The sequence below is a fragment of the Bacillus sp. 7_6_55CFAA_CT2 genome (assembly GCF_000238655.1).
Lineage (GTDB): Bacteria > Bacillota > Bacilli > Bacillales > Bacillaceae_G > Bacillus_A > Bacillus_A cereus.
This window is the reverse complement of record NZ_JH414717.1, coordinates 48,630-73,569: the sequence shown is the minus strand read 5'-3', so window position 1 is coordinate 73,569 and position 24,940 is coordinate 48,630. Positions and strand designations below refer to the sequence as shown.

Below are 24,940 nucleotides of genomic sequence, written 5' to 3'. Positions count from 1 at the left end.
AATATCTCTTACTGTCTTTTTGTTTTTCACCTTTCACTTCGCCTTGTGACCCTTCAGCTCTTCCTGTCTCTCTTAATTTGCTTTCCATTTCAATATCTCTTGCTGCTTTTTGTTTTTCACCCTTCACTTCGCCTTGTGATCCTTCAGCTCTTCCTGTCTCTCTTAATTTACTTTCCATTTCAATATCTCTTGCTGCTTTTTGTTTTTCACCTTTCACTTCGCCTTGTGATCCTTCGGCTCTTCCTGTCTCTCTTAATTTGCTTTCCATTTCAATATCTTGTACTGCTTTTTGTTTCTGTCCCTTCATCCCCTCACTAGCATTATGACTTGCAGCAGAAGTTGAATTTGAATTATTAGCTAATTTCGGACTTACAGGTTGTTCAACACCTGAATTCGCATTGTTTTGGATGTCTTTTCCTACTTTATTTAGCGTTTGACGATCTGCATTTGCCTGGGCTTTTTGCTGTCCTTCAGCCTGGCCGCTCTTAAATTCATCTATTGTACCTTTTACTCCATCCGATACACCTTTAGCAACACCTGAAACCTTGTCTTTTCCTTTATTAACAGCACCGCCTACAGTATCAGCCACTTTATTCCCAGCATCATTCATCATGCCACCAACTCCACGATTTGCAGCATAACTTATAGCAGCACCGGTATTTCTAGCAAGTTTCTTCGCTTGTATACCTTTTTTAGCGTTATTTTTTTGCTCCCCATTTGGATTTCCATCCTTATCTTCCGAGTCCATTTCAGAGCGTTTAGGTGTATCTTCACGTGTTTGTCCACTACCACTCAACATATTTTTTGCACCCTTAACCATATTTCCTACACCTTTTCTTAATCCATTAGCAGTAGCCAATGTCCCTATAGCACTCATTAAATTATTCTTTCCTTCTTTCAACCCAACATCTACACCAAAGTATTTCAGAATCGATTCAGATCCTTTAATTAATGCAGTAGTTAAACAAATCATAGCTACAATATATAGGAACGTGTTAACATCTTGATCTGCTAAGAAATTAACCACAATAATATAGAAACGTAAACTTATTCCAGTAAACGCAAATAACAGGAATCCTCTTAAGATATCCTGTATAACCATTTTTGTTTTTTCACCTGTCTCTATATCCGTTACAAATACTAGTGGAGCAACAATTTTTTTCATTGCAATCTCAAATATGGTCATAATAAATACAAAAAGCGTAAACAAATACGCTACTACTAAAGCTGATAATCCCCAAAACAAAACTCCAAATTTCATCGGATAACGATTATATCCTGATGGAAATGTGTCGCTAAAAGGATTGAAAAAACTCTCCTCAATTGATTCAAGATCTTCTTCAGCTCCGTTATTTGTAACCTTGTAAGCTAAGAATTGTGTTTCTCTCGCTACATTATCATTATCCTTTAATTTTTTTACAACTTCATAACTTATTAAATCGCCTAAATCTGCTTTTAAGTACATCTCTTCTGTCAGGTTATTCTTACCCAATTGTCCATCAGAAACAGCTTTTGTGTCCTTAGTTTTTATAGCATCAAAACCTACCGTACTTAGATAAACTAAATCAGCTGTATTATGCTTTACTAAGTTCCACGCTAATCCACCATCATCTTTATTTGATTCAGTTACCTCTTCATAAAAATCAGTGGACATTTTTTGTAAATCTGCCATGAATTCATTTAATCCGCCTAACAACCCAATCATTACAATAATGTTAACCCCCACTGATTTAAATCGTGGTGGCTTATGTTGAATGATAGTTCTAAATCCTAACCAAGCTATCATCAATACAAATAAAGCGTAGAATAATCCTTTCATTAGGGATGATGCAAAATCATTCAAACCTGCATCCTTTAATACATCAAAGAATGAGAATGTTTGAGGAATTAATCCTTCTAAAGAAGATGCTATCCTAAACAGTGTTCTGATTATCCCTCCTTCACACGCTTGAAGAAAAGAACCAAATATATTTGAATACTCTATCCAATCATTTTTCAGGAATGCTATTACTTCTGCTTTATCAATATCTTTTACTGTAAAAACAATATCAGTCCACCATCCAGCAAAGGCGGATGGAGCAAATATAAGACTAAATAGCAACGTAGTAACTGTAAGTACCCCAGTAACTACTGCTCTCTTACAATGTAAAATCCATTCTTTAATTTTCGTAGCAGCCATAACTGTTCTACCTTTCTTATTTATTTTGACTCTATTATTCTGTCAATATCTTCAATAATTCTTCTAGATAACTTGTAATTGCATGATTTGAAGAATGCTCTATTAAAAATGCAACCTCTTCCGTTTTAGGTGCAATGTTATCTTTCGCATAATTTAATAGCATTTGTACCAACCTCTTACGAATATCTTCTGTATCATTTGCATTTCTTTTTTCTTTTACAAGCCCAATTAATGATTTAATTACATCATCAATAGTAAGTTGATTTTTAACTACAGGATTAGCTTGTTGCTTTTTCTTGTATTCTTTTTTCGCAGTTTTGTTTAATATGAAGTCTAAGAAATCCAAATACAGTTCTGTTAGATCTAATCCAGTATGTAGAGAAGGTATATCTATTTCATTCAAGTCCCTAGAGGTATCAAAATCATCCCCTAAGAACTGCCAACGATAAGGCATACTAGTTTCTTTTGTATTAAAAATCGGATATGCTCTTACCTTCTTCCTATTAATATCTTGTCTATGAAGTGCCCGAAGTACCAATGTTTCCCCTTCTATAAATTGTGATAAACGCTCCGGAGTAATAATTCGCTGCTGATCAGCATTTTTAGTTAATTTATTATCTGCATCCATATGACTTTCATTAGAAGATTTACCAATAGGCGTTGTATGTCCAGCACGAATTGAAATTTCTTCAATCGTATCTTTGTTGGTAGACATAATATAAATATGGTTTTGACAGTTATCTTTAATTTCTGTTGCTTCCTTGTCATAAAGCTTCTCAATTTGTGAGTAAGACTGAAGTACTAAATTAAACAACATATTACGCCCTGCACAAACCGTTAAGACTCCCCCCATATCATCAATAGGTGGCATATTTCCAAACTCATCTAACAAGAAATGAACACGTCTATAGCATTTTTTCCCTTTCGTGTCATTACAATTCATAGATAACTCTGTATATAGTTGCTTAACAAAAATACTTGCTAAAGTGTGGTTTGACTTATCATAATCAGGAATAATCATAAAAACAGCTGTTGGTTTATCTGAATACGTAAGTTTTGTTTTAGGTTTAAGAGGGAATGTATTAGCCTTCATATTTAGTACTACTTGTCGCTTATATTCAGGCTTATCCTCACACCCTTCCTTTTTCTGATAAACCACTCTTCCCTTTTCATCCAATAGCTTTTCAAAATTCAAGCTATACAATAATCTATATTTTTTATTTGGATCTTCATCATCCTGATAACGAATCAGTAACAAATCTCCATCTTCTAACGTTTCATCAAAATTCATGTTGCACATCCCTAAAGCTTTAACCTTAATTTTGTAGCTGCCTATTTCCGTCTTTTTCTCATCATTTTTATGAAATGACACTGTTACACGTTTATTTAGAAAGCGTTCATCTAGTTGGAAGAATAAATTTTTAGGGAAGCCTACTTGTTTTAGATCCAAGCTAGATTTTGATGTCATTTTTGCAAACATTTTATCAGCAAATGTTTGTAACCCCTGGTTTGCAGTAGCCAAAATTGAACCTTTAGCCTTTTCCCCTGCAAAACTAGTTGATCCATATTGCATCTTTGCTACATTCCCTTGTGGCAAGCTCTTAAAGTACTCATCTAAAGCATTCTTTTCAATAAAATCATCGGGATTTTCTTTGTAATAAAATGTTCCTAATTCATTAAGCATTTGGGATACATTGTGCATCGTAACTTTTTCAATGCAATTATTCTTTACACAGTAGTCAACAATCGCTAAGATAATACCGTTAATAGCATTTTGGGCAGAAGTATTAAAGAATGTATTGTCACCAGCGTTAGGATCGTTATATAACGAGAATGTTAATGTATTTGCACGTTTTGCAGCTTCCTGATCATCTCCATTCATCCAAGCGTCAATAACAAGCTGTAACGGGTTATACGACATACCTTGTAAGGGATCTAAAATATTTAAAACCTGGACATCATAGCCACGTTTTTCTAATGTTTCTTTAGATGCACTGTATAACTCGCCCTTAGGATCATTTATTACCATACTCGATTGATTTTTTGCTCTACTCAAAATATCAATCATAACGACTACTATCATTTCACCCTTACCTGAACGTGAAACCCCTAGAATAGCGGTATTTACAGTATCTGTATCGATATAATATTTGTCTCTATAATGTGAAACAGGTACACCACCATATCCCTCAAACACTTCAGTTTTCTCAGGAATCTCTCGATATTGCTCTATTATTTCTTCTATTGTAGTGAAGCGGCTGTCTCCTTTTTGACCATAGGCTACATTTTCGTCACTTCGATAATTAACTTTTGAATACACCAAAAAACCTACCAGCGTTGAAGCCAATAAGCTAAACAAGTATATATTTGTAGGTAACACAGGCAGGAATGCAGTTTTAATAGATACACTTTTCTCCCAATCTGCACCAAACACATCAAAAATAGTTGGTTTTTCAACTGTCTTCGATAAATCATTTATAATTGATTGATACGTACCTGCTACAAAATTTAAACCACCAAAAGGAAAAAGCACCGCAGCTGAAGAAATTGCGAGTGCTTTTTTATTAATTTTATTCTTTTCTTGCGGTAGATCTTCACCATCGATTTTATAATCATGATGAAGATATTTTTTTCGTTTCAATGAGATTTTTCCGATTGCCACTCGCATTTCCTCCTCATCTAGTACTATTTCTCATTTTTATACCAAAATTCAAGCAGGCTTCTACGTTTCTTTGGATTACTTTCTGTTTGCGATGGCATTACAGGTTGTTGCGCTGCTTGTGGCTGAATTGGTTGTTGCTGCATTACAGGTTGTTGATACATATATACTGGCTGTTGCTGTACTACAGGTTGTACAGGTGGTGCATACATATACATTTGCTGTTGTGGTTGTTGTCCTGTATTACCATGAGCCTTTATTAACTGATCTTTTAAATCTTCAACCAATTTCAGTAACTCACTTTCTCTTTCACTACGCTTCACTTCTAGAGCTTGCTGCTTTCTCTGTTCTAAAGCCAATGTGTCTTGTTCCAACTTAGTCTTGTCTTCTTTTATTCTTAGTTGACGTTCTTCCATTTTCTTATCGTGTTCTGCCTGTATTTCTTCCTTCCATACAGGAGTTAATTCCTTAATCTCATTCTCTATACTAGTAAATTGTTCTTCTTGCTGTTCATATGCTGCATTCATAATATCTTCTACCGCATCCGTATACTCAGATACGTACATGCTCTTTTTATCGATTAACTCGTTTTTACCTTCTACCTTTAACTCATAACATTTTTCTACAATCATCTTCTTCTGTACAATATCATTCTCTGTCTTTAACTCTTCTTCACGAGCATTTATTAACATGGTTTTACGTTCTTCTAATTCGGAACTGTATGCTGTTAATTCTGCTTCTTGCTTCAATTTAAATGACTCTAATTCTAATTGTTGTTTTTCTTGATACGTTTTAATTTTTTGCTGCATTTCTTGATATTCTTTATTCGTAAATTCGTCTAACTCTGCTACCATCCGTTGAAAATTCTCTTCAAAAAATCCTTGCAGCCTATCCTCTGCTTCTTTTTGATAATCACGCATCATGACTTCTTTATGAATATTTTCAAGGGCTAAACGAATTTCATCTCGCAGATTATTAATGTCTTGATAATATCTATCCTGGATTAGTAAAAATCCTTTTCCACTTAAAACATTTTTTGCATAATGCAATTTTTTCTTCTCTAACTCGGTTTCTGCAGTTTCCTCATTCATACCTAACAGGCCTAATAGATGTTTTACAGTGAATCGAGAATCATAACGCTTTTGTTTTTCTTCAACCTCCCTTAAATCCACAAATTGACTATATTCAGGGAACTCTACATCTTTGGTTTGAACTTCAACACTGGATGCTTTGTTTTGCTCTTCCTTTACTGAATCTTTACATAGCAACTCTTTTTCTAAATCCTGAACTGGATCATTTTCACTTACTACAAACGCTAAATCTTCACTTTCCTTTTCTAGATTTACCCCTGTAGGCAGTTGGTCATTTAATTCATCCTCAACAGCAAAAGGATCTACCTCGTTCACTTCAGATAAAGCAGCAGCTTGTTCTTGTAACCCCTGAATATCTTCAGCACCAAAAATATCTGCCCCCTCACCTTTCATTTCATGCATAGGCATTTCTTCAAAAAGATTTTCCTCTTCAGATGCAAACTCTTTTTGCATGTCAGCATCATATACCTTTTTAGTAGAAGTAGTATCCTGATTTATTTTCTCATCCTTTTTCCCAAAGATTTTTGATAAAAATCCACCCTTTTTCTTTTTGGGTTCTTCTACTTCTTCCTCTAAGCTATCCTGATGTTGTTCTTCTTCTGCTTTGTAATTTACATATACCTTTTGTTTAATCTCCATTGCCTGATCAAAATCTGTACTTTCCTCAAGATCTTGGGAAATTGCAGTAATAAGTGAAAACTGTTCACCTGCTCTTATAGGTAATTCAAATTCGTAAGCTTTTTCATTCTCAATATCTTGTAATAGGAAAGATACTCGATCATTTTGTTGATTTTCTGCAATGTATTTTTGAATTAAGTTTTCCGTTACTTGTAACCCTAATTGTTTACCATTCCCAGCCTTATTTTTCCTTAAAAACTTTTTAAAAGTTTTAGATTGATCTTTTTGTAAAAATTCTACATACATTCTCTTAACCTCATTCCATGTATATAATTATTTTTCTATTAAATAATTAAAGAAGGAACTCTTTATAATAGAGTCCCTTCCTTTAATCATTATTAATCTTAGAAACCGCCAGTTACACCTTGGATAGTTTGTCCAACTACACCTGCGCCAAATACGAAAATCGCACCAATAACAATACGCATAAGCCATTTTTTTGCATTTCGACTCATTTCCTCGCCCATCCAGAACATAAAACCAGCAATACAAACACAGAAAACAATTGTTACTAAGCCAATGGCTTGTAGTCGTCCAGTCCAGCTGTTCATAGCATTACTAACAGAGTCGAAAAAGTCATTGTAAGTTAATAATTTGATATAAAACGCAGTAAATAAATCCATTTTAAATTCCCTCTTTCTTATTTATGTGATTAATTATTTTGAGTTAAGTGATTATGTTTCACTTGTGTATCTGATTGAGATCGAGCTTGTGTTTTATTCTTATTTTCCTCTTCAACAACAGAAGCTGCGATGAGATCCATCGCAGCTCCTTCTAACATCCTATTTCTCCACTCAGGATTCCCCCCTTGAAGTAGAGACAGGCAATTGTCACTTACAATTTTTTGTGACCATTCCTCATATGTTTTCCCTTGTTTCTTTAAAAGCACTGCTGCTGCATTCTGCAATGGTGTTTTTTCGGTTTTCACATTCTTTCTAGCCATATATTGTGACTCCTTTACTTAATACTTTGTAATTCTTTGAGAGAAGAAATTTTGAAACGTCTCTTGAATGACAGGATATTCTCCTTTTAACAACAAGAAAACCCCTGCACATACAATAACACCGCCTATTAATATCAGTAGGCGATAAACATTTTGATCAAGCATTTCTTCATCACCTTCCCTCTAACGGACATGCGAAGATGCAGATCCATCAAATTTCATGTGTACATCGGGTAAATTAAAAAGTTCAATCTTAAAAGTAGCTTTTACTTGGTAATCTACTGTTTCGCCAAATTGTACTTTCTTGTTTAATTGTTTACTCTCTACATCGAAAGCACCTTTATAATGCTTATTGCTGTAATCTTTTAAATTTCGAACCGCTACTTCAGTAAGTCCACCATGCCTTTCAATTTGGTAGTTTACTTGTTGTTTATAAGAATTTATATTTGACACTTTAATACACAGTACCGTTACCGCTACTATTAAGATAATTAAGAACAAACTAATGTACCACTTTGTTATTTCCATAATTGAAGTTTCTGGCATTATTTACACCTACTTATTTAAATTTCAACTCATTTCCACCTTTCATAGAAATTTATCCTAAACTTATTGTTGATAAGTTATAAGCCAAGATTGCTGCTGCATAACCAATTACTATTAGGAAAGAACTCATTACAATTTTTGTAGGGAAAAAGGAAAAACGTTTTAACTTAAACGCTACAATTTCATTAATTGCTCTTTGCAATTCAGCACTCGCTATTTTCCCTAATTCGTCAATAACGTTCGTATCATAAGAATTCTGTTGGAAATCATAAATCGTTTGCATAAATAGGACTGACATATCAGTACCACTAGAACGTTCAGCAAAATCAGTAAATGGTTGAATGTCATTCGGTTTATCCGTCAATTCCGACATAAATTTAGCTATTGAATTTACATCAACTGGATTCCCTGTTCGCTTTAAGATTTTTCGCAGTATTTGATACAAGCTAGTCCCACCCTCCGATTCCTTTAGATAAGGAATTAGCAATCTCATAAACTTAATAAAGCTTAAATGACGTTCAAATTTAAATGCATAATACATATTCACCACATGGTTGTATTTTGAGCGATAAAAGAAGATTGGCAAGATAATCGCTAATGGATAACACCATTTCGAAAGAAATAATCCCATAAAAAAACCGATAACCACCATTAAAAGCGTTTGTTTAATTCGCTTCTTTTGGAAATTATCGATCATTGTTTTTGTATTACCCATTTCCTCTAGCATGTCATATAGCTTCTCTTCTGCTAACAATCGATTATATCGTATTTTTTTCGTATTAGTCGCTGCTACTATCCTCATGTTTTTACCTCCAATATCGAGTCATCAAAGTAATAGGTAGCAAAAGACTTAGAGAAGAAAACCATTAATAACATGTAGATCGCAGAAGTACCCCAGCCAATCGGATGTCTTGCAAACGCCTGAAGAAAAGTATCAAAACTAAATGATATTGCAATGACGATAATGAAAAACACCACTAAGCCACATAGCATTTTCATATCCTTTAAATGACCGTCTTTCTTCCTCTGATAATCTTCTTTTTTCTCCTTCATTTCATTGTGGTATGATTTTATGTCTTTCAACGTATCTACATTTGTTCTACCTTCTAACGCAGCCGTTTCTATCTGCTCTAAATACTGAACAAATATAATATCATCACGATATTTATTAGAAAGCTCTTTGAAAGCATGAAGCACTTGCTCATGATCTGCCCCCATTAACTTCGCTTGTAATACTTTCAGGTCTTTCTTTAGCTCTCCCCCTGCCCGATTACTTGCTCGTCCTAGAGCAATTAGCAAGGTGTTACTATCATTTGTAAGAATCTGAGTCATATTGTTAACGAACTTGTTTCTCTCGTTAAATGACAATCGTTCGTAAACCCGTTGAATATTTTTTGGCATTAATACCTTTAGTCCATATAAAACACCTATAAACCCTATGATCAAAGATACCCACCAATAATACAGCAAAATAAATGAAAAACCGCCTGCAATCAAACCTGGAATTAATCCATATCTCAGATAATCCTTTCTTTCTAACGGTTTTCCATAAGCTACTTTTATAGCATTTATTTCATCCGCATTAACAAACTTTTTCTTTCTTGTTTTTGCATTAAAAGTTGATACTTTCAAGCTTCATACCTCCTTTCTTTAACATTCTCCTTTCTTATCTTCTTACTAACAAACCATCTTTACCTGCAAATACATCTGTATGTTGTGGAAGTTCATAATTCAAATCAGCTTCAGCTAAACGCTCATAAAATTCTTCTGATAAACTTCCAGTTGAGTAAGTAAACTTACCATTTTTATATTTTTGTTCAAATACCATTCTGCATCCTTCATGTGAATATTCGACTACCTTTGCTAAATAGCGAATAACTCGATTAATTTTCACACCATTTTCGCCAGTTGTTTTTATCACTACCCTCTTAATGTGACAACCAAAACCAAAATAACGCAGAATATCTTCTTCTAGAGATTTTTCATCGACTTGATAACCAATTTTAGACATATTAACAAGTCTCTTAGGCGATGTCTCAGCATCCACTGAATGTAGAGAAGTTACTACATGATGTCCCGACAATACCGCTTGAATTGCTTCATAAGTCTCTTTACCACGAAGCTCAGAAATCATAATCCAGCGTGGATTATTTCTTAGTGCAGCTTTGATTAAATCAGTAACTGTTACACCATGTCCAGTTAACCAACTTAATACATCCTTATCAGGAAATAATTGTTTAACATGCGTTTCGGGTACATCTTCAATCATAACTGCCTTATGATCAAACAGAATATAGGAGAATAGCAGCTTCAAAAACTCTGTTTTCCCTGTCCCTGTTTCTCCTGAGATTAAAATATTATTTCTACTAATCATAAGTACTTTAAAGAATTCAAGCATAAATTCAGGTGCAAATGTAGCAAAATTCTCCTCGTTCAATGCTAATCGAGGGCGTACTATCCTTAATGACATTGTTGAATTACCAACTGTATTTTGGGAATGCACTGCATTAATACGAATTGAACCGTAAACCCCATCAAAAATTGGCTTCTTAGGAACAAATTCTGTCCCTACAGCATTTGCAAATTTTTGAATTACACGAGAAATATATTCCTCTGAAATAATATGATCAGAATTCTCATATTTCCCTTTGTAATCACTTGACTCCACTATTAAATGACTTCCATTATAGGATATATCAGTAATATCAGGGCGTTCTTTAATGAGTCTCTCAATCACGCCTGTCCCAATAATCTCAGACACAACATATTCCGCTATATCTTTGTCATCGTCATAATCCACAAACATAACTGCATAATCGTTTTGAATAATATGTTTAATTTTTTTACGTGATTCTTCATTAAGTAACGCATCAATTACTAACTCTGCATGCTTGGTATTCAAATCTTCTTTAATCCTCTGAAGATTTTTAGGATTAAATTCAAATCCTTGTTTTTTCTTTTTTGTTACCGGCTTTTTTATTCCTAACATTTTCTTCTCCTTTCTTCTAAGATGCAGCTATATTCACTTTACATGTAGCTTGATACGTTTTATTCCCATCTTGAATAATGACCCTAATGGCTTTTGTTGAACCATTTTTATTATCACGATACTTAAACTCGTATTTAGCATCTTTTTTGATTTTCACAAGATTATTCGAGTTAATACGTTTTTTGAAATCCTCTTCAAATCCTGGCTTTGAAATAAATAATTCTCCGCTTTGAACACGTGAACTATTATCTGCGTTAGCAATTGCACTTGATCTTACGGTTTCAGTCATTCCTTGAATAACTGAATCTGTTGAGAAATTTTGCTGATAGTAATAACCACCTATTACAGTCATAAAGAGACCAAAGATTAATAACATCATTACGAAAGGATAGTCTTTCAACTTTTTTCTCCTTTCTTACAAGCAAAAGGAGGAACTATTCCTCCTTTTTTTATGCTTGTTAGATATTCACTTAGCATATACATACTAGTTAATTATTTGACACTTGTAAGCGTGCTTTTGAAGTACGTAATAACACTTTGAAACACCTCAGGATAAGCGGTTTTTGCTGCCAAAATTAAAATCGCTCCTACTACTACTGCACCAATCATCCACCAAGTTCTATCCGTATTTTGATCTAACATTTTTACAACATCCTCTCAACTTTTGTTTTTTTATATAAAAAAGAGACGTAATTCTAAAATTACGTCTCTTTCCTTACCCAATTATTTTTTTAGTACAACCTAATTCCTAATTTGATAGCTCTCTCTACGGTTAAGTATTTATTCAACATAAGCACGTTAACCGCACCCAACGTAGTAGGCATCAAATCATTTATAAAACTATGAAACTTGTCTTTAATAGCGACAATCCACATATTAAAGCTATATCCATCAAATTGACTTGTATCAAAGTTAAAGTCAAAATGGAATAAATCACCCAATGATAAGTTACCTGAAAGTAAGTTTCCGATTCCTGCTTGTGTAAAAGTGGAAAGGCTGCCTTCCAACGAATATCCAATTAAACGAATTACGATTCCTGTAATTACGAAGTATAGTGCCATAAAGATAATTTGTTTCTTGGCCGAATTATAAGTGAGGACATTCATGTATTCTCACTCCTTTCCTATCGCTTTAACCAAGCAATATCTTCATCTGACCAATCAGAAGGTTTACCGTTTGGGAAAGGATTTTTAGGATCTACAGGCTCTAGAAGTAATTCATCATCTTTGATTGTTTCTGATCCAATCGTTCCATACATATATGCATATAGTTTTAAAGAGTTAGCAATTCCAAAATCAATTTGATTTACTCCAATTGGTTCACTAGATGTCAAATAAACACTATAATCACCTAATTCAGCCCATATTGGAGCATATAACTTACGCTTTCCATCTTTCAAACCATGCTTAATACGTGAATCATGATTCTTTACTTGTTGATCCGTAAATAAAGCACCTGATTTCTCCTCCACATTAACGTGTGGCAATTCAAATATAAAATCACTATTCTTCTTGTCTAAGCTAATCCTTTTACTAGTTTGATCTAGTGGTATAATCGCTTTACCTTGTTTTTTCTCGTAATCTAAATACGAGTCAATTAACCTATTATCCACTAGGGCTTTCATTTTAATTTCATAAGGAATTGCTAGATCATTTTTATAGTTGGCACTCGTTTTCAAATCAAATCCATAGCCTGTTTTTAGTTTTTCTAATTTTTGTAGTGGAATTGTTAACGATTCATAATGATGCTCCATTTCCTTACGGGCTTCACGTTCAGTCATTACAACACCTTTATAAACTAAATTCTTATCCTTTTGAACATCCGCATCGATACTTTTCTCTGAAGAAGTGTAACCATCTGTATCAATTTCAGGAATACTAGATGTAATTTCAACCTTATCTATACCCGAAATCTTTACAATGTAATTGTTATGCTTATCTTTTTCCAATCCATCTTTTGGTACAATCCAGTCACCAATATGATCGGGTATGTCTTTCAATATAAATTCTTTTGAAATCAATGCCTGATTAGAGCCTTTTTTAAACAATTCAATCTTCACTTTCTTAGAAGAAACCTCAGGGATATTAACGCCATAGGGAAAAGTTTTTGTTATATCAAACTTTACTGGCAATCCTTTTTTAGCATTTGCAGTGTAGATCTGAATGTGTTTCATATTTACATCTAAAAAAGGAAGATGATAGTAAAATTTCAATTCCACATTTTCACCAGCGACCGTTCCTTTTTTTATTTCCACCGGAGCGGGTGTATAGCTCAATTTCTCCTTTTTAAAGGTATCTTTTGTAGAATAAGAATAATCTTCTCCATCGAACTTCTTATCTGTTGTATGCTCTAATACTTCATTGTTAATCTTATCTAAATGCCATACATCAACGTTCCTTTTGTATAACTTAGTTGAAACAGTATTAGATGTATTAACAACTTTATTTACAGTAACAGATAATTTATTAACCCATTCAACAACATCATTCTTGACCAACTTATTTAAAGTTTCGATCTTAGAAGGTACAACATCAATTTTTACCTTGTATGTTCTTCCATAAAATGAACTACTCTTTAAAGCATTTGACTTAGCTTTAAATAGCACTGTATTTCCATTACTGTTATTATTGAAAAATTCACTAACATCATTTCCTTCTTCATCATGAATACTAATGGATTCAATGTTCAATCCCTCAGGGATACTGTCCTTTATCTCGTAATTCTCATAATAATGTTCCTTGTATTCATCATGAACTTGATGTATTAAATGATACGAAAACTTCTGTTTATAAGAATTCAATACATTCTCCGTAAGTAATTTTTCATCTGAAGAAACACTAATATACTTTTCAGGTTTCAGAATTTCAGTTCTTGCTAGTTTTTTCCCTGTAGTGAAGAAAACCTGAACGTCATTTAGTTGGTTAAAGTCAGGGTTTATAGTAGGACTATCCCACTTTCCAATAAAGGCCCTTGTCCAATCAAATGTAATCTTCGAAGTATTACTAAAAGTAATTGTCAGATTAGTAAACTTGTCATGATTATATGGAAATTGAGAATATAATGGATTGTTAGTTGGTAAACCATCGGGAAAAACATTATTATTCGTAGAATCAAAAATTGAATGCAAACCATTATTATATTCATGCTTTAGCCATCTATCATTGGTTGCATATAATCCATCTAAAGCACTAATTTGACTGTCACTAAGACGTATTCCTTGTCTTACATCAATATCAGCAAATGTAAGGTAACCATCTAACGACACGACATTTCCACTTTCATTGTCCATAAACTGCCATGTTTGTGTAACAGATCTATAGTTTTGTGTCGCATGCCTAATGCCTTTAGGTGAATAGGAAATATTCCCCTTCTGATTTGAGTAACTGTCCCAATTATCAACTGTTATCTTTAAATCTATCCATTTCCCATTAAACTTACCAACTTTTCGATAAATAACACCTACTTGTCCTTTTTGGTTATCGTTTGTAGGTATAAATGATAGAAAATCTTGCCCCTCTGAAGGACTCCATTTTAATTCCCAATTTGCATTCCCGAAAGTTTCAACTGTAGTAACGTCTTTTATAAATTCCGCATAGAATTTATATTTAGCGTTAATTCTCGTATCTTCACCAACAACTGTTGCAATGTTAGAATCGATTAATGCCCCTGGATTTATTATGTCATTAGGATATGCTGCCTTTACTCCTGTCCCTTTACTAAAGAAAGTAATGAAGCATAGTAGCAATACGGCTAAAGCAAATCCTTTTTTAAACTTCATTGGCGCTCAATTCCTTTCTAATATTGATTTCCCAATATCAGAATGTTGGACTTCTAGCTTTTTCTTTCATAACAACCTTCCTTTCAATTGAATAATAACGACATAGCGCCATGTTTTTAAATAAAACTAAAAAGCCTACCATATAATAATTGATAGACTTTTGATTTTTATTTAATTTGCTTGTAATTTAATTCTTGCTCTCAACCCAGGTATTTTTATTGGATCAAGCTTCATTAATTCATCTATAAACACATATTCTTGTTCCAGTAGTACTTCTGCTGCATCGATTGGATATTCTTGATTTCCATCATCTAAAACAATTCTTTTATTTTTAGAATAAAAAAGGAATCCATAAGTATAATCCTCATGAATTCCTTCATTACAAACTGACATTAACAATTCTCCTTTACAACTTAGTTGCTTTCTTGCTTAGAAATCTTCTTACATCCCTTTGGCTTTCCGTATTGATCTAATCTTATCGTCATTCCCCCTTGCCCTCTAGTTTCATATAAATACTCACATTTCGTTTCTTCATCAACGAATACATGCATTTCATTTTGTTCCCCTAGGTATTCTTTTGCTTTTTCATCCCTCTCCGTTGCCCCTACATTCGAATCCTGGCAAGCTCCCAATAATACAACACTTAGTAATACCCCGCCTATTATCTTTTTCATATTCTATCGCCATCCACTTAATGTTGTTGATATTTTATCTCCATATTCTTTATCAAAAATGTACCTTTTTACAGAAGAATCTGAAGGGTTGTACTCAAAAGCTTCTTTATTAAACATTTTAAAATCATATACTATTTTACATTCAATACTTGTCCATTTATAAATACCCTGCTGAAAATATAGCGCTATGGCATTACATACTTGTAAGGGAATAGCACGATAAAAATTTGCTATGTCACTAACAAGCGCTGAATCATGCCCCTGAATAATAATTTTCTTCCATTTCACTTCTTCATCTTTTACCAACTTTATACCATAAGATATACCAACAAAACATTCATCATCCCTATCCTTTTCTCTATCAGTAAAAACTTGAAGTGAGTATTTTCCTTCTTCATTACAACGGGGAAATAAGTCATGAAACTCTTTAAGCCATACATCTAATCCAATAAACTGAGGGAACGGTTCTATAATCGCTTTATTTTCTCTTATTTGCCTTAATAGATTTATTACCTTACTTCTAGATAGAACTTTAACTTCACAAGGTATCTTTGTAATCTCTGTTACATATTTCGCCTTATCATAAGCTTCCAAAACATCATCAAAGCTGTACATAAGTACTCCATCTGCATATACACCAAACCTTTTGTTATCAGCTGACATGTTATTTCTGCTCCTTTATAATCTTGTTAATTTTTATTGGCTCATACATTTCTAGTTCTTCATTTTTAGCATCTACTTTTTGATTTTCAAAAATAACGCTATAATTCTCGCCATTTACTTGCACCTTACAAGTTAAATCCTTTTCTATCCAAGAAGCTTCCGTATTAGCGTTTAGCTCTACTTCTACTTCCCCAAGTAAAAATGGTTGTATACCAACCATTTTGAAATATTTACTACTAATATTTAATTCTTTTTCAATCATCTTTTCTGCTATCTTTATATTTTTTTGAGTCTGTTCTTCTTTTATAGCAATCATCTTATTGGTTTTATCCAAATATTCATTAACACCAAGCCCTATATAAACTAAAAATCCACCAACTAGTATGCTTATGCTTATAATTTTAATTAATCCTTTTATTGATTTCGTATTTTTCTTTGTTTGCGAATCCATGCTACTTACCTTCCCGTTTTTCTTTAATAGCTTGCTCTCTTTTCCGCTGCCATTCTTGTTTTTTATAAAACATTTTTATTGATTCTTCCCAATACGTATATTTGCAATCTGTTTCTTTTATTTTCATACTTACTCTCCCCTTAATTGTTATTTACTCCTTTTTCCCACACTCTAACTTGTTCATTGTTGCTGAACCCGATCCTGTACTGCTGGAACTATAGGTGTATAGATAATTACACCCTTCACCCTTATCATGTAAAATGATTACTTCTTGTAAGGCTGTATTACGAGGATCTAGTCCTTGTTTACCATCATCCACAATATGAGCTTCTACAACTTCTATTCTTGATTCCTTATTTCGTTCTTTATTTGTAATCTTAATTTCACCTAATTCATAATTCTCTTCAGTGTTTGTAACTTCTTTATTTTCACTTGTAGCAGCCTTTTCTTTCTCTGCCGCCATAGTACCTGTATTGGCAGCATTCGAACATCCTACTAAGCTATATAGCGCCATAGCATACGCTAAACTTATTAATGCTTTTTTCTTATTCATATCTTCATCCCTACTTCCCTAATTTCTTAAATTGCCTTTCCTTTTTTAAGATTAATTACAAACAAAATATACTGAAAACATTCAATATACTTTGTTTATAGCTAATCTGTCCCAATAGAAAAAGAGCAGCCATTGAAGGAGCTGCTCTCGTTAGTACAAGTTTTATACTTTGTTAATTTCATAGAAAATTAATCACAACTTGAACCACCATCATTACTGGAACTACTTGATGAATAATCTGAACTGGAACTACTATAACTTGAACTACATGATGAATAATCTGAACCGGAACTATGATAGTTTGAACTACTTGATGAAGAGCAGTCGTTATCATTCCCTGTTGAATAAATTGAACTTTCTAATGCATCACCTAAAGCTATGTTATTACTTTCTATACTATTAGCAGAACGAGTAGATCCATTGTATGAACGTATTGGACTTCCTTTACTTCTCGTTTTATTAGTGAAAACTTTGTTGTTTTGGTTAAATACTCGTTTCATCGTATCTCTATCCCCTTTTTCATATTGATTTATATCACCTTTTTGTATATTAATTTTTGAAGTAGTATCTTTTTCTTTTTTATATCTCCTAATTTCACTTTTTTTCTTAAAAATAGCTATAAGTCCTATAATGTACCCTATCCAAAACATACCAACCATGGCGTAATCAAAAAACATTTTTTGAACATAGGCTAATGGTTTATTTTCAACCCCTCCTAAATTTGCCAATTCTTTCAGCATTGGTTCTAAACACAACCATCCTAAAAGATAAAAAACACTTCCTATTGCTAGAGATATCCATATATTATTGATTTCACTTTTTAGTTTGCTTATCTTATTCTCTCTTTCTACCGCATTCAAAACATTCACCCTCCTACTAGCTTTTTATTAAAGCATTTGCTACTTGATAGCAAAAGAAGTTTTCACTAAGTATTTGAAACAAAGGATCTGACATCCATTCAGCATCCTCGTCTAACACACCTTTTACATTTAAAGCATCATTTAACTTCTGCATAACACCTTTCTCTTCATATAAGTTCTCCCCGACTTGAACGAGCATTTCCCAACCTTTTTCATTAATTTTAATTGTTACTTCCTTGCTCATGATTACTCTCCTTACTTATTGCAGATATAATTTGCCTAAATTCCTTAAAACCTATAATCCTATCATCAGAATCATATGCATATGCTACTTTATAAATCCCTTCATTTGTTGTTACTTTGTAGTATTCTGTCTTTGGAATTTGCTCTATTAAGATGTCTGTAATTGGTAATTTAAACTTCTCTGTTAACAATTCATTTTGTTTCTTTTCGTTGTATTTTACCTGTTCTTTTACCATTTCAATTTTTTGATTATTTTCTTTGATATTTTCACTTATATCGTTAGAAAATAAACGCAATGTAACCACAAGACCGATTAAACCGAATATCATTAATACAAAACCAATTATTTGCCTAACATCAGATTTATTAGGATTAGGGGAAAAACCATAAATTATCCCAAATATAAATAATCCCCCAAAGAGTGCAAATAAAATGTTATACACCATATTCTACTTCACACCTTTCCCAAAACAATTAGTACAGGTTTCAATACCATATTCATGCTGTTCATACCCAAAAGAACCTTCTTTTATTATGTAATTTTTACCGAACATAAAACCTTTGCCCTGGCACTTCTTACATTTTCTATTTTTCTTTATTTTCTTTATCTCCGTTTGTTGGATCAACATAAAGTGGATGTATGCTATAACCTTGCTCTCGTTGCTTTTCTAAATCTTTCAAAATTCTTTGTTCACTAGCAGCACTTGACTTTCCATTAGTTGATTGCCCCAAAATTAAATTTTCATTATTTTCTTCATTGTCCGTCTCTATCCATTTCCCCCATGTTAAAAGTAAGATAAAGATTTCCCCATCAACTTTCACACTCATTCTTAATCCTGATTTCTCTAGATCATCAATTATTTTCAGGAAAACTTCACTCTTATAAATCACTTCTTCTACAATTTCTTCCATACTAAGTTGAATAATTTCATTTTCCCTAAAAAGACCTACAATACTTTGTACCTCTTTGCGATACTTCCAAAACTTCCGTTTAATAACTACACGATTAAAGAAAAACCACCAAAATAAATTCGAAAATGTTTCTCCAATCATATACTTGAAATTGAAACTAGTACGATTCCGCATAATGTCGCAATTCAGTAGGCTTATCGCTAAATAATCATATCCTCTATTCATTTGCTCTCTAATTTTTTTTGTAAGGAATTTATTAGTAAACTTTTTTTCTAAAAAATTTTCAAAGGCAATTCTATAGATTTCTAGCACCACTTGTTTTTCTTTCTCGGAATTATGCTTTAAACTAACTAATTCGGATTCTGTTATTAATGGTTCTTTTACCAATAAAAACAACTCCTCTACTTTTATATACAAATGTTAAAAAAAAGAGCAGTCCCTTTAGGATTTGCTCTTTTACAACACCACTTTAACCTGCAAAATAGTTTTCTTTTGTTAAGTTCCCAATATCACCGTAAAATTTAACATAAACATTTGAAGAATCACTTATTTTTTGACTAAACTTAACTTCAAACTGTTTTTCATTGATCCATTTAAAATTAACAGGTGTACTTGCAATAAAATTATCATATAAAAACACATCATATTCACCAAAACGTACTATCCATTCCTTTTTATTTAGCGCATCGATTTTTATTTCAGCTGTATTTATGTTTATTTTTCTTCCTAAAATACCAATATCTATTTTAACTGCGACAAATTCTTGATGCTGTTTGATTTTTTCTAAAGCATACAAGCAAATTTCAATAGGTAACTTATCAAAATCCTTCTTACCATATACTAAAAATTCAATAGGATCTATCTTCTTCTTTTTAAACATGTTCTGCACCTCTCCTTGTTTAAAATGTTTTAGATGTACATAAGAGTAGAGATAGCACGAAATATAAGGAGAAGGGGAACATATAAGCACTATCTCCACTCTTATATACAACTACTAAAAAAGAGCAGCTCCTGGGAATCTGCTCTTTTAAAACTTTTATACTTTATCATATAAAGGTCTACCTAAAATTTCTTCAGTATTATAAGTTTCTACAATTTTCACCCAGGGATGATTTTTATAAGAAAAATCCCCACATCTTTTATGTAATAGTCCCGTTTCAAGAGGTAAATTCATTAGAATATCAGCCGTTAACGGTAAAAATAATAAATCTGTGCCAAGTATTTTCGATTGGAAATCTACTTGATAATTCTTCAACTTATGTGCAATCCATTCGGCTGTCTCTGCATCCTTTAGCCTTTTATAAAGGACGTAATGGCAATTATCTAAAATACCATTATCTAAACCTTTCACATGCTTCACACTTAATGTAGTACTAATTTTATATCCAGGTAACAACCCTAAAATAATATTAAAATTGGAAGATGCATAACCTTCATATTCCATAAGGAATAGATGTAACGAGTTTCCCTTTCCCCACTCTTCACCTTGTCTTCTTCTCACAATTTGTAAAAACTCTAAAACGAGACGACTGTTTCTTTCCGCCCCATCCCAAAACGTCTTAGGAAAGCTTACATGAATCAGGATTTTTTCTTTTATTGGATTCAAAAAATCCATTTCTACTTGCTGTAAGGCATCTTCTTTTTCTAAAGTATATTTTAAAATACGGTAGCCTTGTTTTTCTTTAAAAGGATATAAATTTGTTATCGTTAGTTCATCTAATGGATCTATTACTATTAAATTTTTCCTATCTTCTAACAGGATGTTAGGCAATATAAAGGAAAAATCTTTTCCAGTACCTGTAGAACCAACGATAGCAGTATTTACATTCTCCTGTTCATGTATTTCTTCAACTACAATTTCAACAGCCTTTTCAACCTTACCAAGCCTTGTCATATTAACACCCCATTTTTTATTTAGAATGTAATTAATCGATTAATTACAAACAAAACATACTGAAAATACTCAATATACTTTGTTTATCGCTAATCTTGGTAAATAAAAAAAGAGCAGTTCCCAGGAATCTACTCTTCTAATACGACTCAAATCTCAAAAAATCATTAAGTTGAGGGGATGCATAACCTTCATATTCCATAAGAAACAATTCTAACGAATCTCTCTTTTCCCACTCTACACCTTTATTTCGTTTTACTATACTTAAAAATTCTAAAACAAGATGGCTATTATTTTCCTTGTTATTAGAAAATGCCTTAGGAAAACTTACATGGATTAGAACTTTCTCTTTTATTGAATTCAACAAATCCATTTCTACTTGCTGCAAGACATCTTCTTTTTCTAAAACATACCTTAAAATACGATAGCCTTGTTTTTCTTTATTAGGATATAAATGTTTCAATTTATCTAATGGATCTATTACTACTAAATTTTTCTTTTCTCTTATTAGAATTTTAAAAAGAACAGAAAAATCTTTTCCTTTTCCAGAACTTGTACTACCAATGACCAGCTTACTCATATCAAGTTCCCTCAAACTAACACCCCGTTTCTATTTAGCTTGTGGTCATGCAAAAAGAGTTTGCAAACAAAAAATAAATTTAATCTAATATCATGGTAATCACTATTTTTTCAATTCCTATCCAGGTTAAAGTTGTTAAAACCAAAACCAGCAACCACAAACAGGCATCTTTTATAAATGCTCTAACGTTCTCCATTACTACATTGTCTTTCCTGTAAGAATCATGATGAATGAAAGTGATGCATCAAATAACAAAATCATTAAAACCATAAAAGTTATCATAGCTGGTAATATCATTTGATCTCGGCCAATCATATCCCCTTACCTCCCATTCCCCTACTTTTGACAATAAAAAAGAGCAGAATCATTAAAATGATTCCACTCTCACTATTACATTTAATTTAATTTGTTTTTTCGTACTTACGAGTTTTACCTTCAGCTATTTTTTTAGGAAAGCTTCTTTATCATCAGCTGCTTTAAATTCTTTTTGGAAATTCTCCCAATAGTTATCTGATGATAAATCAACTCTTTTAGTAGAAATTCCATTCTCAGTAGGTGAAACTAAATGTTTTTCTCCACCATTAGCAAGTCGTAAAGGATCACTTTTACCAAACTTCTCTTTTAATGAAATTGATACAACAGCGTATTTCCCTGCCTTAAATTCTGTTTCCTCTACTTTGTACAAAGCATATTCGTTAGGTCGATCTTTACTACGATGCATCTTCCATTCGTTTTCTTCAACTATTTCTATGAATGTTGATCCATCATTTTCTTTATACTTTTCACCTTTTTTAAATGCTAGTGAATTATCACTACAACCCGAAAGTATTGTGATTATAAAGACACATAAAACCGATAATAATTTCATGTTTTTTAACATGGTCTCTTCTCCCCATTCTATTGATAGTAACTATATTATTATATCATCATATCAACATGTGAGACCCTTTTATTTTCATGGCGCTATAACACAATGGATCTCACTTTAAATGTACAACCCAATGTGTTTTTCGAACCAATGTTATATTAATCACTGTAAACGTATAAATTGCATTCATACTATTACAAAAAACGTTAATTTTTTCACCTAAACTATAACGTTCATCTAAGTCAAATAGACCAACGCTAATACTTTTACTCTTCAGGATTTTCCTTGCCTTTGCGTTAACATTCAGCTCACTCACCTCCAAGCTCTACTACTATTTCGAGCTAAAGTTTCATTGTATAGTGAACAAATGACCTGTTGTGTATTATAGCGATAAAATTCCGATAAGACTTTAGCTGCTGAATCGAAAGTAATCATGTATTCAGTTAAACCAACTATATGAACCAATGGTATATTTGCGCTAATCAATAGATTAATACCAATATCCTTACAGCCAATTAATTGTTTTACGGCATCCATATACTTTTTAGTAAGACGATCAAATGCTGTAATAACTAAAATCTGCATCTTTTCTGATTCTCTACTTTCACCTAAATGCTTCTTGGCTCTTTTCAAGGCTATAATACAATCAGCTTCACTATCATATTTATTAAAATCTAAATGGCAGCTCACTACGTCGTTATGATCTAACGTATCTACCATTTCTTTCTGAAATTCTAAACCTAAATCATATTCTCCTACAACAAAATATCCCGTAGGATATTTCCTTTTTGCTGTTATAACACCTGCAATTTTTTTACATACCTTTCACGGTGTTCCTTTCTCATTTTCTTACTCCCTTTAAATGCAGCTCGTATAATTTTTTCACAAGCTACCTCTTATACAATTTAATATTTGATCAGCTTAATTCTACATAAAACTCTTTTCAATCCTAAAATGATTAAAAATTAAAGGTCTATATTTATACATTTGCAAATGCAAGAAGGAGATTCTTCATTTAACAAAAGTGACGATTAGTCTCGTTTCGCCCACTCGCTAAAGGTATGATTGTACAGTCAATCGCTCAGGAATAATCCGTCATGGCGCTATGATCTAACTATGATCTAATGTACAGCAAACCTTTAAGTAATTTGTAGAGCTTAATGTCCTACAAGATAGACCACCACTAGTTGCTTTCTTACAAGCGGTACTTATGACCCTCAGGGTTTATTCGTGTATTTCTTCTCCCTATTCACGAAATGGAGTGGCAAATAGTGGTCGTGGCACTCCCCCAGCATCTATATACAATTTTCAAAGGACAATCGGGATCATCTTAAACTAAAAGAAAGTAATTATTTGATAGGATTAAATCCTCATAACAACATTCCTTATCGACTCCAAAACTTCAAATGATCCCTGGTGCATTTATATTTCATGCACAATTAAATGATCAAATATTGTATTATTAGCTAACTTGCTTTGATTTTTTGATAAATTTAACTTCCATCAATTTCGCACTAGTATTTGATTTCTTTGCGATTATAACGCCATAACTGTTTCTTACACATTTGATGTACCTAAATACTCTTGCTAACGGAATTTCACGTTTTTGCATTGGATTATACAGATTGCCATTATCTAAAACGATATATTCTTGTCCTTGAAAAGTACTAATTGAATGTGCTTTTCTTACTAAAGCACCAGTATCCATTTCTTGTACAACTTTTAAACTATGTGTTTTTTTGCTAAACTCTTTTGCACGCATGAACATCGTCTCCAATCTTTAATTTTTATATTTAACAGCCGATTTTCTCAGGATCTGCTGTTCATCTAACAACAAGTTTTTCAACTCAACCAAGAATCACATAACTCTTAAAACAAATTTCAAGGCGAGCATTATAAAATTTTCAATGCAGTCTACGGATAAAGAAACAAAAAAGGCGTAAACTAATGTGCTTTAGTTTACGCCTTTTTCCTCATATCCGAAGAACCACTTCTTGAAGAATAACCGAACAAAATCAATAATATTTGCCAGTAAAATCGCGCAAGTATACCCTTGTATAAACACACGAAACAGTATAATATTATTGATGTTGCATCTAGTTATGCTTCATCAAAGTGGGCGGCCTTTCTAAAACACCTGATTTGTTTTAAGAAGGTCGAAAGTAATAGGAGCGCCAACTCTTATTGCTTTCTGCCCATGTACTATGTAATTGTTAGTAGTTCGCTTGTTAGATGTTCTTACAAACAATCTATCACAAACAAGATTACAACTATTGAACAATATCGTCAATCCATATTTTCTTAAAAATTGTAACATCTAACCAAATTACATATCATAAATCTTCGGAAAATCCTATGTTATCAGTACATCAGATAACTTGG

The 24,940-nt window shown here is 32.7% G+C and carries 29 protein-coding genes and 2 pseudogenes; all 31 read right to left on the bottom strand.

The genetic code is table 11. The features are described from left to right. The coding region (locus HMPREF1014_RS27965) for a pLS20_p028 family conjugation system transmembrane protein (RefSeq protein ID WP_000741605.1) at nt 1–2,179 on the bottom strand (2,179 nt) is incomplete at its 3' end. A 34-nt stretch (nt 2,180–2,213) separates the two neighbouring features. Continuing rightward, nucleotides 2,214–4,847 carry a VirD4-like conjugal transfer protein, CD1115 family gene (locus HMPREF1014_RS27960; protein WP_009327707.1) on the bottom strand — a complete coding sequence of 878 codons (2,634 nt, stop codon included), beginning with the start codon at nt 4,845–4,847 and terminating at the stop codon, nt 2,214–2,216. Between the two features lie 17 nt (nt 4,848–4,864). Continuing rightward, nucleotides 4,865–6,853, bottom strand: coding sequence for a coiled-coil domain-containing protein (locus HMPREF1014_RS27955; protein WP_000289147.1), 1,989 nt, complete (start codon nt 6,851–6,853; stop codon nt 4,865–4,867). A gap of 98 nt (nt 6,854–6,951) precedes the next feature. After that, nucleotides 6,952–7,230, bottom strand: coding sequence for a TrbC/VirB2 family protein (locus HMPREF1014_RS27950; RefSeq protein WP_000362949.1), 279 nt, complete (start codon nt 7,228–7,230; stop codon nt 6,952–6,954). Nucleotides 7,231–7,259: 29 nt separating this feature from the next. After that, a complete protein-coding gene (locus HMPREF1014_RS27945) occupies nt 7,260–7,550 on the bottom strand; it encodes a hypothetical protein (RefSeq protein WP_000101596.1) in 291 nt (96 codons plus the stop codon). 18 nt (nt 7,551–7,568) lie between these two features. Beyond that, entirely contained in the window at nt 7,569–7,715 is a 147-nt protein-coding gene (locus HMPREF1014_RS31830; protein ID WP_000886835.1) for a hypothetical protein, read from the bottom strand. Between the two features lie 18 nt (nt 7,716–7,733). Next, a complete protein-coding gene (locus HMPREF1014_RS27940; RefSeq protein WP_001115348.1) occupies nt 7,734–8,096 on the bottom strand; it encodes a DUF4320 family protein in 363 nt (120 codons plus the stop codon). 52 nt (nt 8,097–8,148) lie between these two features. Next, the gene (locus tag HMPREF1014_RS27935; RefSeq protein ID WP_001223411.1) at nt 8,149–8,898 is read right to left on the bottom strand and encodes a hypothetical protein; all 750 of its coding nucleotides are present in this window, start codon (nt 8,896–8,898) and stop codon (nt 8,149–8,151) included. Beyond that, on the bottom strand, nt 8,895–9,728 hold the full coding sequence (locus tag HMPREF1014_RS27930; protein WP_000868854.1) for a hypothetical protein: 834 nt from the start codon (nt 9,726–9,728) through the stop codon (nt 8,895–8,897). Before HMPREF1014_RS27930 ends, HMPREF1014_RS27935 begins: the two co-directional genes overlap by 4 nt. A gap of 34 nt (nt 9,729–9,762) precedes the next feature. Beyond that, nucleotides 9,763–11,085 (bottom strand): ATPase, T2SS/T4P/T4SS family, encoded by a 1,323-nt coding sequence (locus HMPREF1014_RS27925; protein ID WP_000900634.1) that lies wholly within the window; start codon nt 11,083–11,085, stop codon nt 9,763–9,765. Between the two features lie 16 nt (nt 11,086–11,101). Then, nucleotides 11,102–11,485 carry a hypothetical protein gene (locus tag HMPREF1014_RS27920; RefSeq protein WP_000656420.1) on the bottom strand — a complete coding sequence of 128 codons (384 nt, stop codon included), beginning with the start codon at nt 11,483–11,485 and terminating at the stop codon, nt 11,102–11,104. 92 nt (nt 11,486–11,577) lie between these two features. Beyond that, nucleotides 11,578–11,727, bottom strand: a complete 150-nt coding sequence (locus HMPREF1014_RS31825) for a hypothetical protein (protein WP_000886833.1) — start codon at nt 11,725–11,727, stop codon at nt 11,578–11,580. Nucleotides 11,728–11,816: 89 nt separating this feature from the next. Further along, nucleotides 11,817–12,191: a hypothetical protein gene (locus tag HMPREF1014_RS27915; protein WP_001101882.1), complete on the bottom strand. Its 375-nt coding sequence runs from the start codon at nt 12,189–12,191 to the stop codon at nt 11,817–11,819. Nucleotides 12,192–12,208: 17 nt separating this feature from the next. After that, nucleotides 12,209–14,863 (bottom strand): hypothetical protein, encoded by a 2,655-nt coding sequence (locus HMPREF1014_RS27910; RefSeq protein ID WP_009327706.1) that lies wholly within the window; start codon nt 14,861–14,863, stop codon nt 12,209–12,211. Between the two features lie 171 nt (nt 14,864–15,034). After that, a complete protein-coding gene (locus tag HMPREF1014_RS27905) occupies nt 15,035–15,256 on the bottom strand; it encodes a hypothetical protein (RefSeq protein WP_000109694.1) in 222 nt (73 codons plus the stop codon). 20 nt (nt 15,257–15,276) lie between these two features. Continuing rightward, the gene (locus tag HMPREF1014_RS27900) at nt 15,277–15,537 is read right to left on the bottom strand and encodes a DUF6440 family protein (RefSeq protein ID WP_000720128.1); all 261 of its coding nucleotides are present in this window, start codon (nt 15,535–15,537) and stop codon (nt 15,277–15,279) included. Between the two features lie 3 nt (nt 15,538–15,540). Then, nucleotides 15,541–16,200 carry a hypothetical protein gene (locus tag HMPREF1014_RS27895; protein WP_001271592.1) on the bottom strand — a complete coding sequence of 220 codons (660 nt, stop codon included), beginning with the start codon at nt 16,198–16,200 and terminating at the stop codon, nt 15,541–15,543. Nucleotide 16,201: 1 nt separating this feature from the next. Further along, the gene (locus HMPREF1014_RS27890; RefSeq protein ID WP_000378293.1) at nt 16,202–16,651 is read right to left on the bottom strand and encodes a hypothetical protein; all 450 of its coding nucleotides are present in this window, start codon (nt 16,649–16,651) and stop codon (nt 16,202–16,204) included. A 1-nt stretch (nt 16,652) separates the two neighbouring features. Next, entirely contained in the window at nt 16,653–16,778 is a 126-nt protein-coding gene (locus tag HMPREF1014_RS32410; protein ID WP_000693572.1) for a hypothetical protein, read from the bottom strand. 24 nt (nt 16,779–16,802) lie between these two features. Next, complete coding sequence (locus HMPREF1014_RS27885; protein ID WP_001035192.1) at nt 16,803–17,204, bottom strand: hypothetical protein; 402 nt, start codon at nt 17,202–17,204, stop codon at nt 16,803–16,805. A 188-nt stretch (nt 17,205–17,392) separates the two neighbouring features. Then, the gene (locus tag HMPREF1014_RS27880; RefSeq protein WP_000994673.1) at nt 17,393–18,064 is read right to left on the bottom strand and encodes a hypothetical protein; all 672 of its coding nucleotides are present in this window, start codon (nt 18,062–18,064) and stop codon (nt 17,393–17,395) included. A gap of 16 nt (nt 18,065–18,080) precedes the next feature. After that, nucleotides 18,081–18,308: a hypothetical protein gene (locus HMPREF1014_RS27875; RefSeq protein ID WP_000032568.1), complete on the bottom strand. Its 228-nt coding sequence runs from the start codon at nt 18,306–18,308 to the stop codon at nt 18,081–18,083. Then, complete coding sequence (locus tag HMPREF1014_RS27870; RefSeq protein ID WP_000262964.1) at nt 18,286–18,753, bottom strand: hypothetical protein; 468 nt, start codon at nt 18,751–18,753, stop codon at nt 18,286–18,288. The genes HMPREF1014_RS27875 and HMPREF1014_RS27870 overlap by 23 nt, the downstream gene beginning before the upstream one ends. Before the next feature lie 139 nt (nt 18,754–18,892). After that, on the bottom strand, nt 18,893–19,606 hold the full coding sequence (locus tag HMPREF1014_RS27865) for a hypothetical protein (protein ID WP_000237921.1): 714 nt from the start codon (nt 19,604–19,606) through the stop codon (nt 18,893–18,895). 82 nt (nt 19,607–19,688) lie between these two features. Next, nucleotides 19,689–20,099 (bottom strand): hypothetical protein, encoded by a 411-nt coding sequence (locus HMPREF1014_RS27860; protein ID WP_000473582.1) that lies wholly within the window; start codon nt 20,097–20,099, stop codon nt 19,689–19,691. Between the two features lie 156 nt (nt 20,100–20,255). Continuing rightward, complete coding sequence (locus HMPREF1014_RS27855) at nt 20,256–21,113, bottom strand: hypothetical protein (RefSeq protein WP_000197447.1); 858 nt, start codon at nt 21,111–21,113, stop codon at nt 20,256–20,258. 136 nt (nt 21,114–21,249) lie between these two features. After that, nucleotides 21,250–21,690 (bottom strand): hypothetical protein, encoded by a 441-nt coding sequence (locus HMPREF1014_RS27850; protein ID WP_009327705.1) that lies wholly within the window; start codon nt 21,688–21,690, stop codon nt 21,250–21,252. 401 nt (nt 21,691–22,091) lie between these two features. After that, nucleotides 22,092–22,570, bottom strand: a pseudogene (locus HMPREF1014_RS27840) (DUF5512 family protein). Nucleotides 22,571–22,670: 100 nt separating this feature from the next. Next, nucleotides 22,671–22,874 (bottom strand): hypothetical protein, encoded by a 204-nt coding sequence (locus HMPREF1014_RS32405; RefSeq protein WP_001292886.1) that lies wholly within the window; start codon nt 22,872–22,874, stop codon nt 22,671–22,673. Continuing rightward, nucleotides 22,871–23,403: pseudogene (locus tag HMPREF1014_RS27830) on the bottom strand (hypothetical protein). Before HMPREF1014_RS27830 ends, HMPREF1014_RS32405 begins: the two are co-directional and overlap by 4 nt. Nucleotides 23,404–24,020: 617 nt before the next feature. Beyond that, complete coding sequence (locus tag HMPREF1014_RS27825) at nt 24,021–24,320, bottom strand: hypothetical protein (protein WP_001201723.1); 300 nt, start codon at nt 24,318–24,320, stop codon at nt 24,021–24,023. Nucleotides 24,321–24,940 lie beyond the last annotated feature (620 nt).

Excerpts from the sequence above, each read along its gene's own strand:
- HMPREF1014_RS27960 (WP_009327707.1), bottom strand. The coding sequence starts at position 4,847 with ATGCGAGTGGCAATCGGAAAAATCTCATTGAAACGAAAAAAATATCTT.
- HMPREF1014_RS27955 (WP_000289147.1), bottom strand. The coding sequence starts at position 6,853 with ATGTATGTAGAATTTTTACAAAAAGATCAATCTAAAACTTTTAAAAAG.
- HMPREF1014_RS27950 (WP_000362949.1), bottom strand. The coding sequence starts at position 7,230 with ATGGATTTATTTACTGCGTTTTATATCAAATTATTAACTTACAATGAC.
- HMPREF1014_RS27945 (WP_000101596.1), bottom strand. The coding sequence starts at position 7,550 with ATGGCTAGAAAGAATGTGAAAACCGAAAAAACACCATTGCAGAATGCA.
- HMPREF1014_RS31830 (WP_000886835.1), bottom strand. The coding sequence starts at position 7,715 with ATGCTTGATCAAAATGTTTATCGCCTACTGATATTAATAGGCGGTGTT.
- HMPREF1014_RS27940 (WP_001115348.1), bottom strand. The coding sequence starts at position 8,096 with ATGCCAGAAACTTCAATTATGGAAATAACAAAGTGGTACATTAGTTTG.
- HMPREF1014_RS27935 (WP_001223411.1), bottom strand. The coding sequence starts at position 8,898 with ATGAGGATAGTAGCAGCGACTAATACGAAAAAAATACGATATAATCGA.
- HMPREF1014_RS27925 (WP_000900634.1), bottom strand. The coding sequence starts at position 11,085 with ATGTTAGGAATAAAAAAGCCGGTAACAAAAAAGAAAAAACAAGGATTT.
- HMPREF1014_RS31825 (WP_000886833.1), bottom strand. The coding sequence starts at position 11,727 with ATGTTAGATCAAAATACGGATAGAACTTGGTGGATGATTGGTGCAGTA.
- HMPREF1014_RS27915 (WP_001101882.1), bottom strand. The coding sequence starts at position 12,191 with ATGAATGTCCTCACTTATAATTCGGCCAAGAAACAAATTATCTTTATG.
- HMPREF1014_RS27910 (WP_009327706.1), bottom strand. The coding sequence starts at position 14,863 with ATGAAGTTTAAAAAAGGATTTGCTTTAGCCGTATTGCTACTATGCTTC.
- HMPREF1014_RS27905 (WP_000109694.1), bottom strand. The coding sequence starts at position 15,256 with ATGTCAGTTTGTAATGAAGGAATTCATGAGGATTATACTTATGGATTC.
- HMPREF1014_RS27900 (WP_000720128.1), bottom strand. The coding sequence starts at position 15,537 with ATGAAAAAGATAATAGGCGGGGTATTACTAAGTGTTGTATTATTGGGA.
- HMPREF1014_RS27895 (WP_001271592.1), bottom strand. The coding sequence starts at position 16,200 with ATGTCAGCTGATAACAAAAGGTTTGGTGTATATGCAGATGGAGTACTT.
- HMPREF1014_RS27890 (WP_000378293.1), bottom strand. The coding sequence starts at position 16,651 with ATGGATTCGCAAACAAAGAAAAATACGAAATCAATAAAAGGATTAATT.
- HMPREF1014_RS32410 (WP_000693572.1), bottom strand. The coding sequence starts at position 16,778 with ATGAAAATAAAAGAAACAGATTGCAAATATACGTATTGGGAAGAATCA.
- HMPREF1014_RS27885 (WP_001035192.1), bottom strand. The coding sequence starts at position 17,204 with ATGAATAAGAAAAAAGCATTAATAAGTTTAGCGTATGCTATGGCGCTA.
- HMPREF1014_RS27875 (WP_000032568.1), bottom strand. The coding sequence starts at position 18,308 with ATGAGCAAGGAAGTAACAATTAAAATTAATGAAAAAGGTTGGGAAATG.
- HMPREF1014_RS27870 (WP_000262964.1), bottom strand. The coding sequence starts at position 18,753 with ATGGTGTATAACATTTTATTTGCACTCTTTGGGGGATTATTTATATTT.
- HMPREF1014_RS27860 (WP_000473582.1), bottom strand. The coding sequence starts at position 20,099 with ATGTTTAAAAAGAAGAAGATAGATCCTATTGAATTTTTAGTATATGGT.
- HMPREF1014_RS27855 (WP_000197447.1), bottom strand. The coding sequence starts at position 21,113 with ATGACAAGGCTTGGTAAGGTTGAAAAGGCTGTTGAAATTGTAGTTGAA.
- HMPREF1014_RS27850 (WP_009327705.1), bottom strand. The coding sequence starts at position 21,690 with ATGAGTAAGCTGGTCATTGGTAGTACAAGTTCTGGAAAAGGAAAAGAT.
- HMPREF1014_RS27825 (WP_001201723.1), bottom strand. The coding sequence starts at position 24,320 with ATGCGTGCAAAAGAGTTTAGCAAAAAAACACATAGTTTAAAAGTTGTA.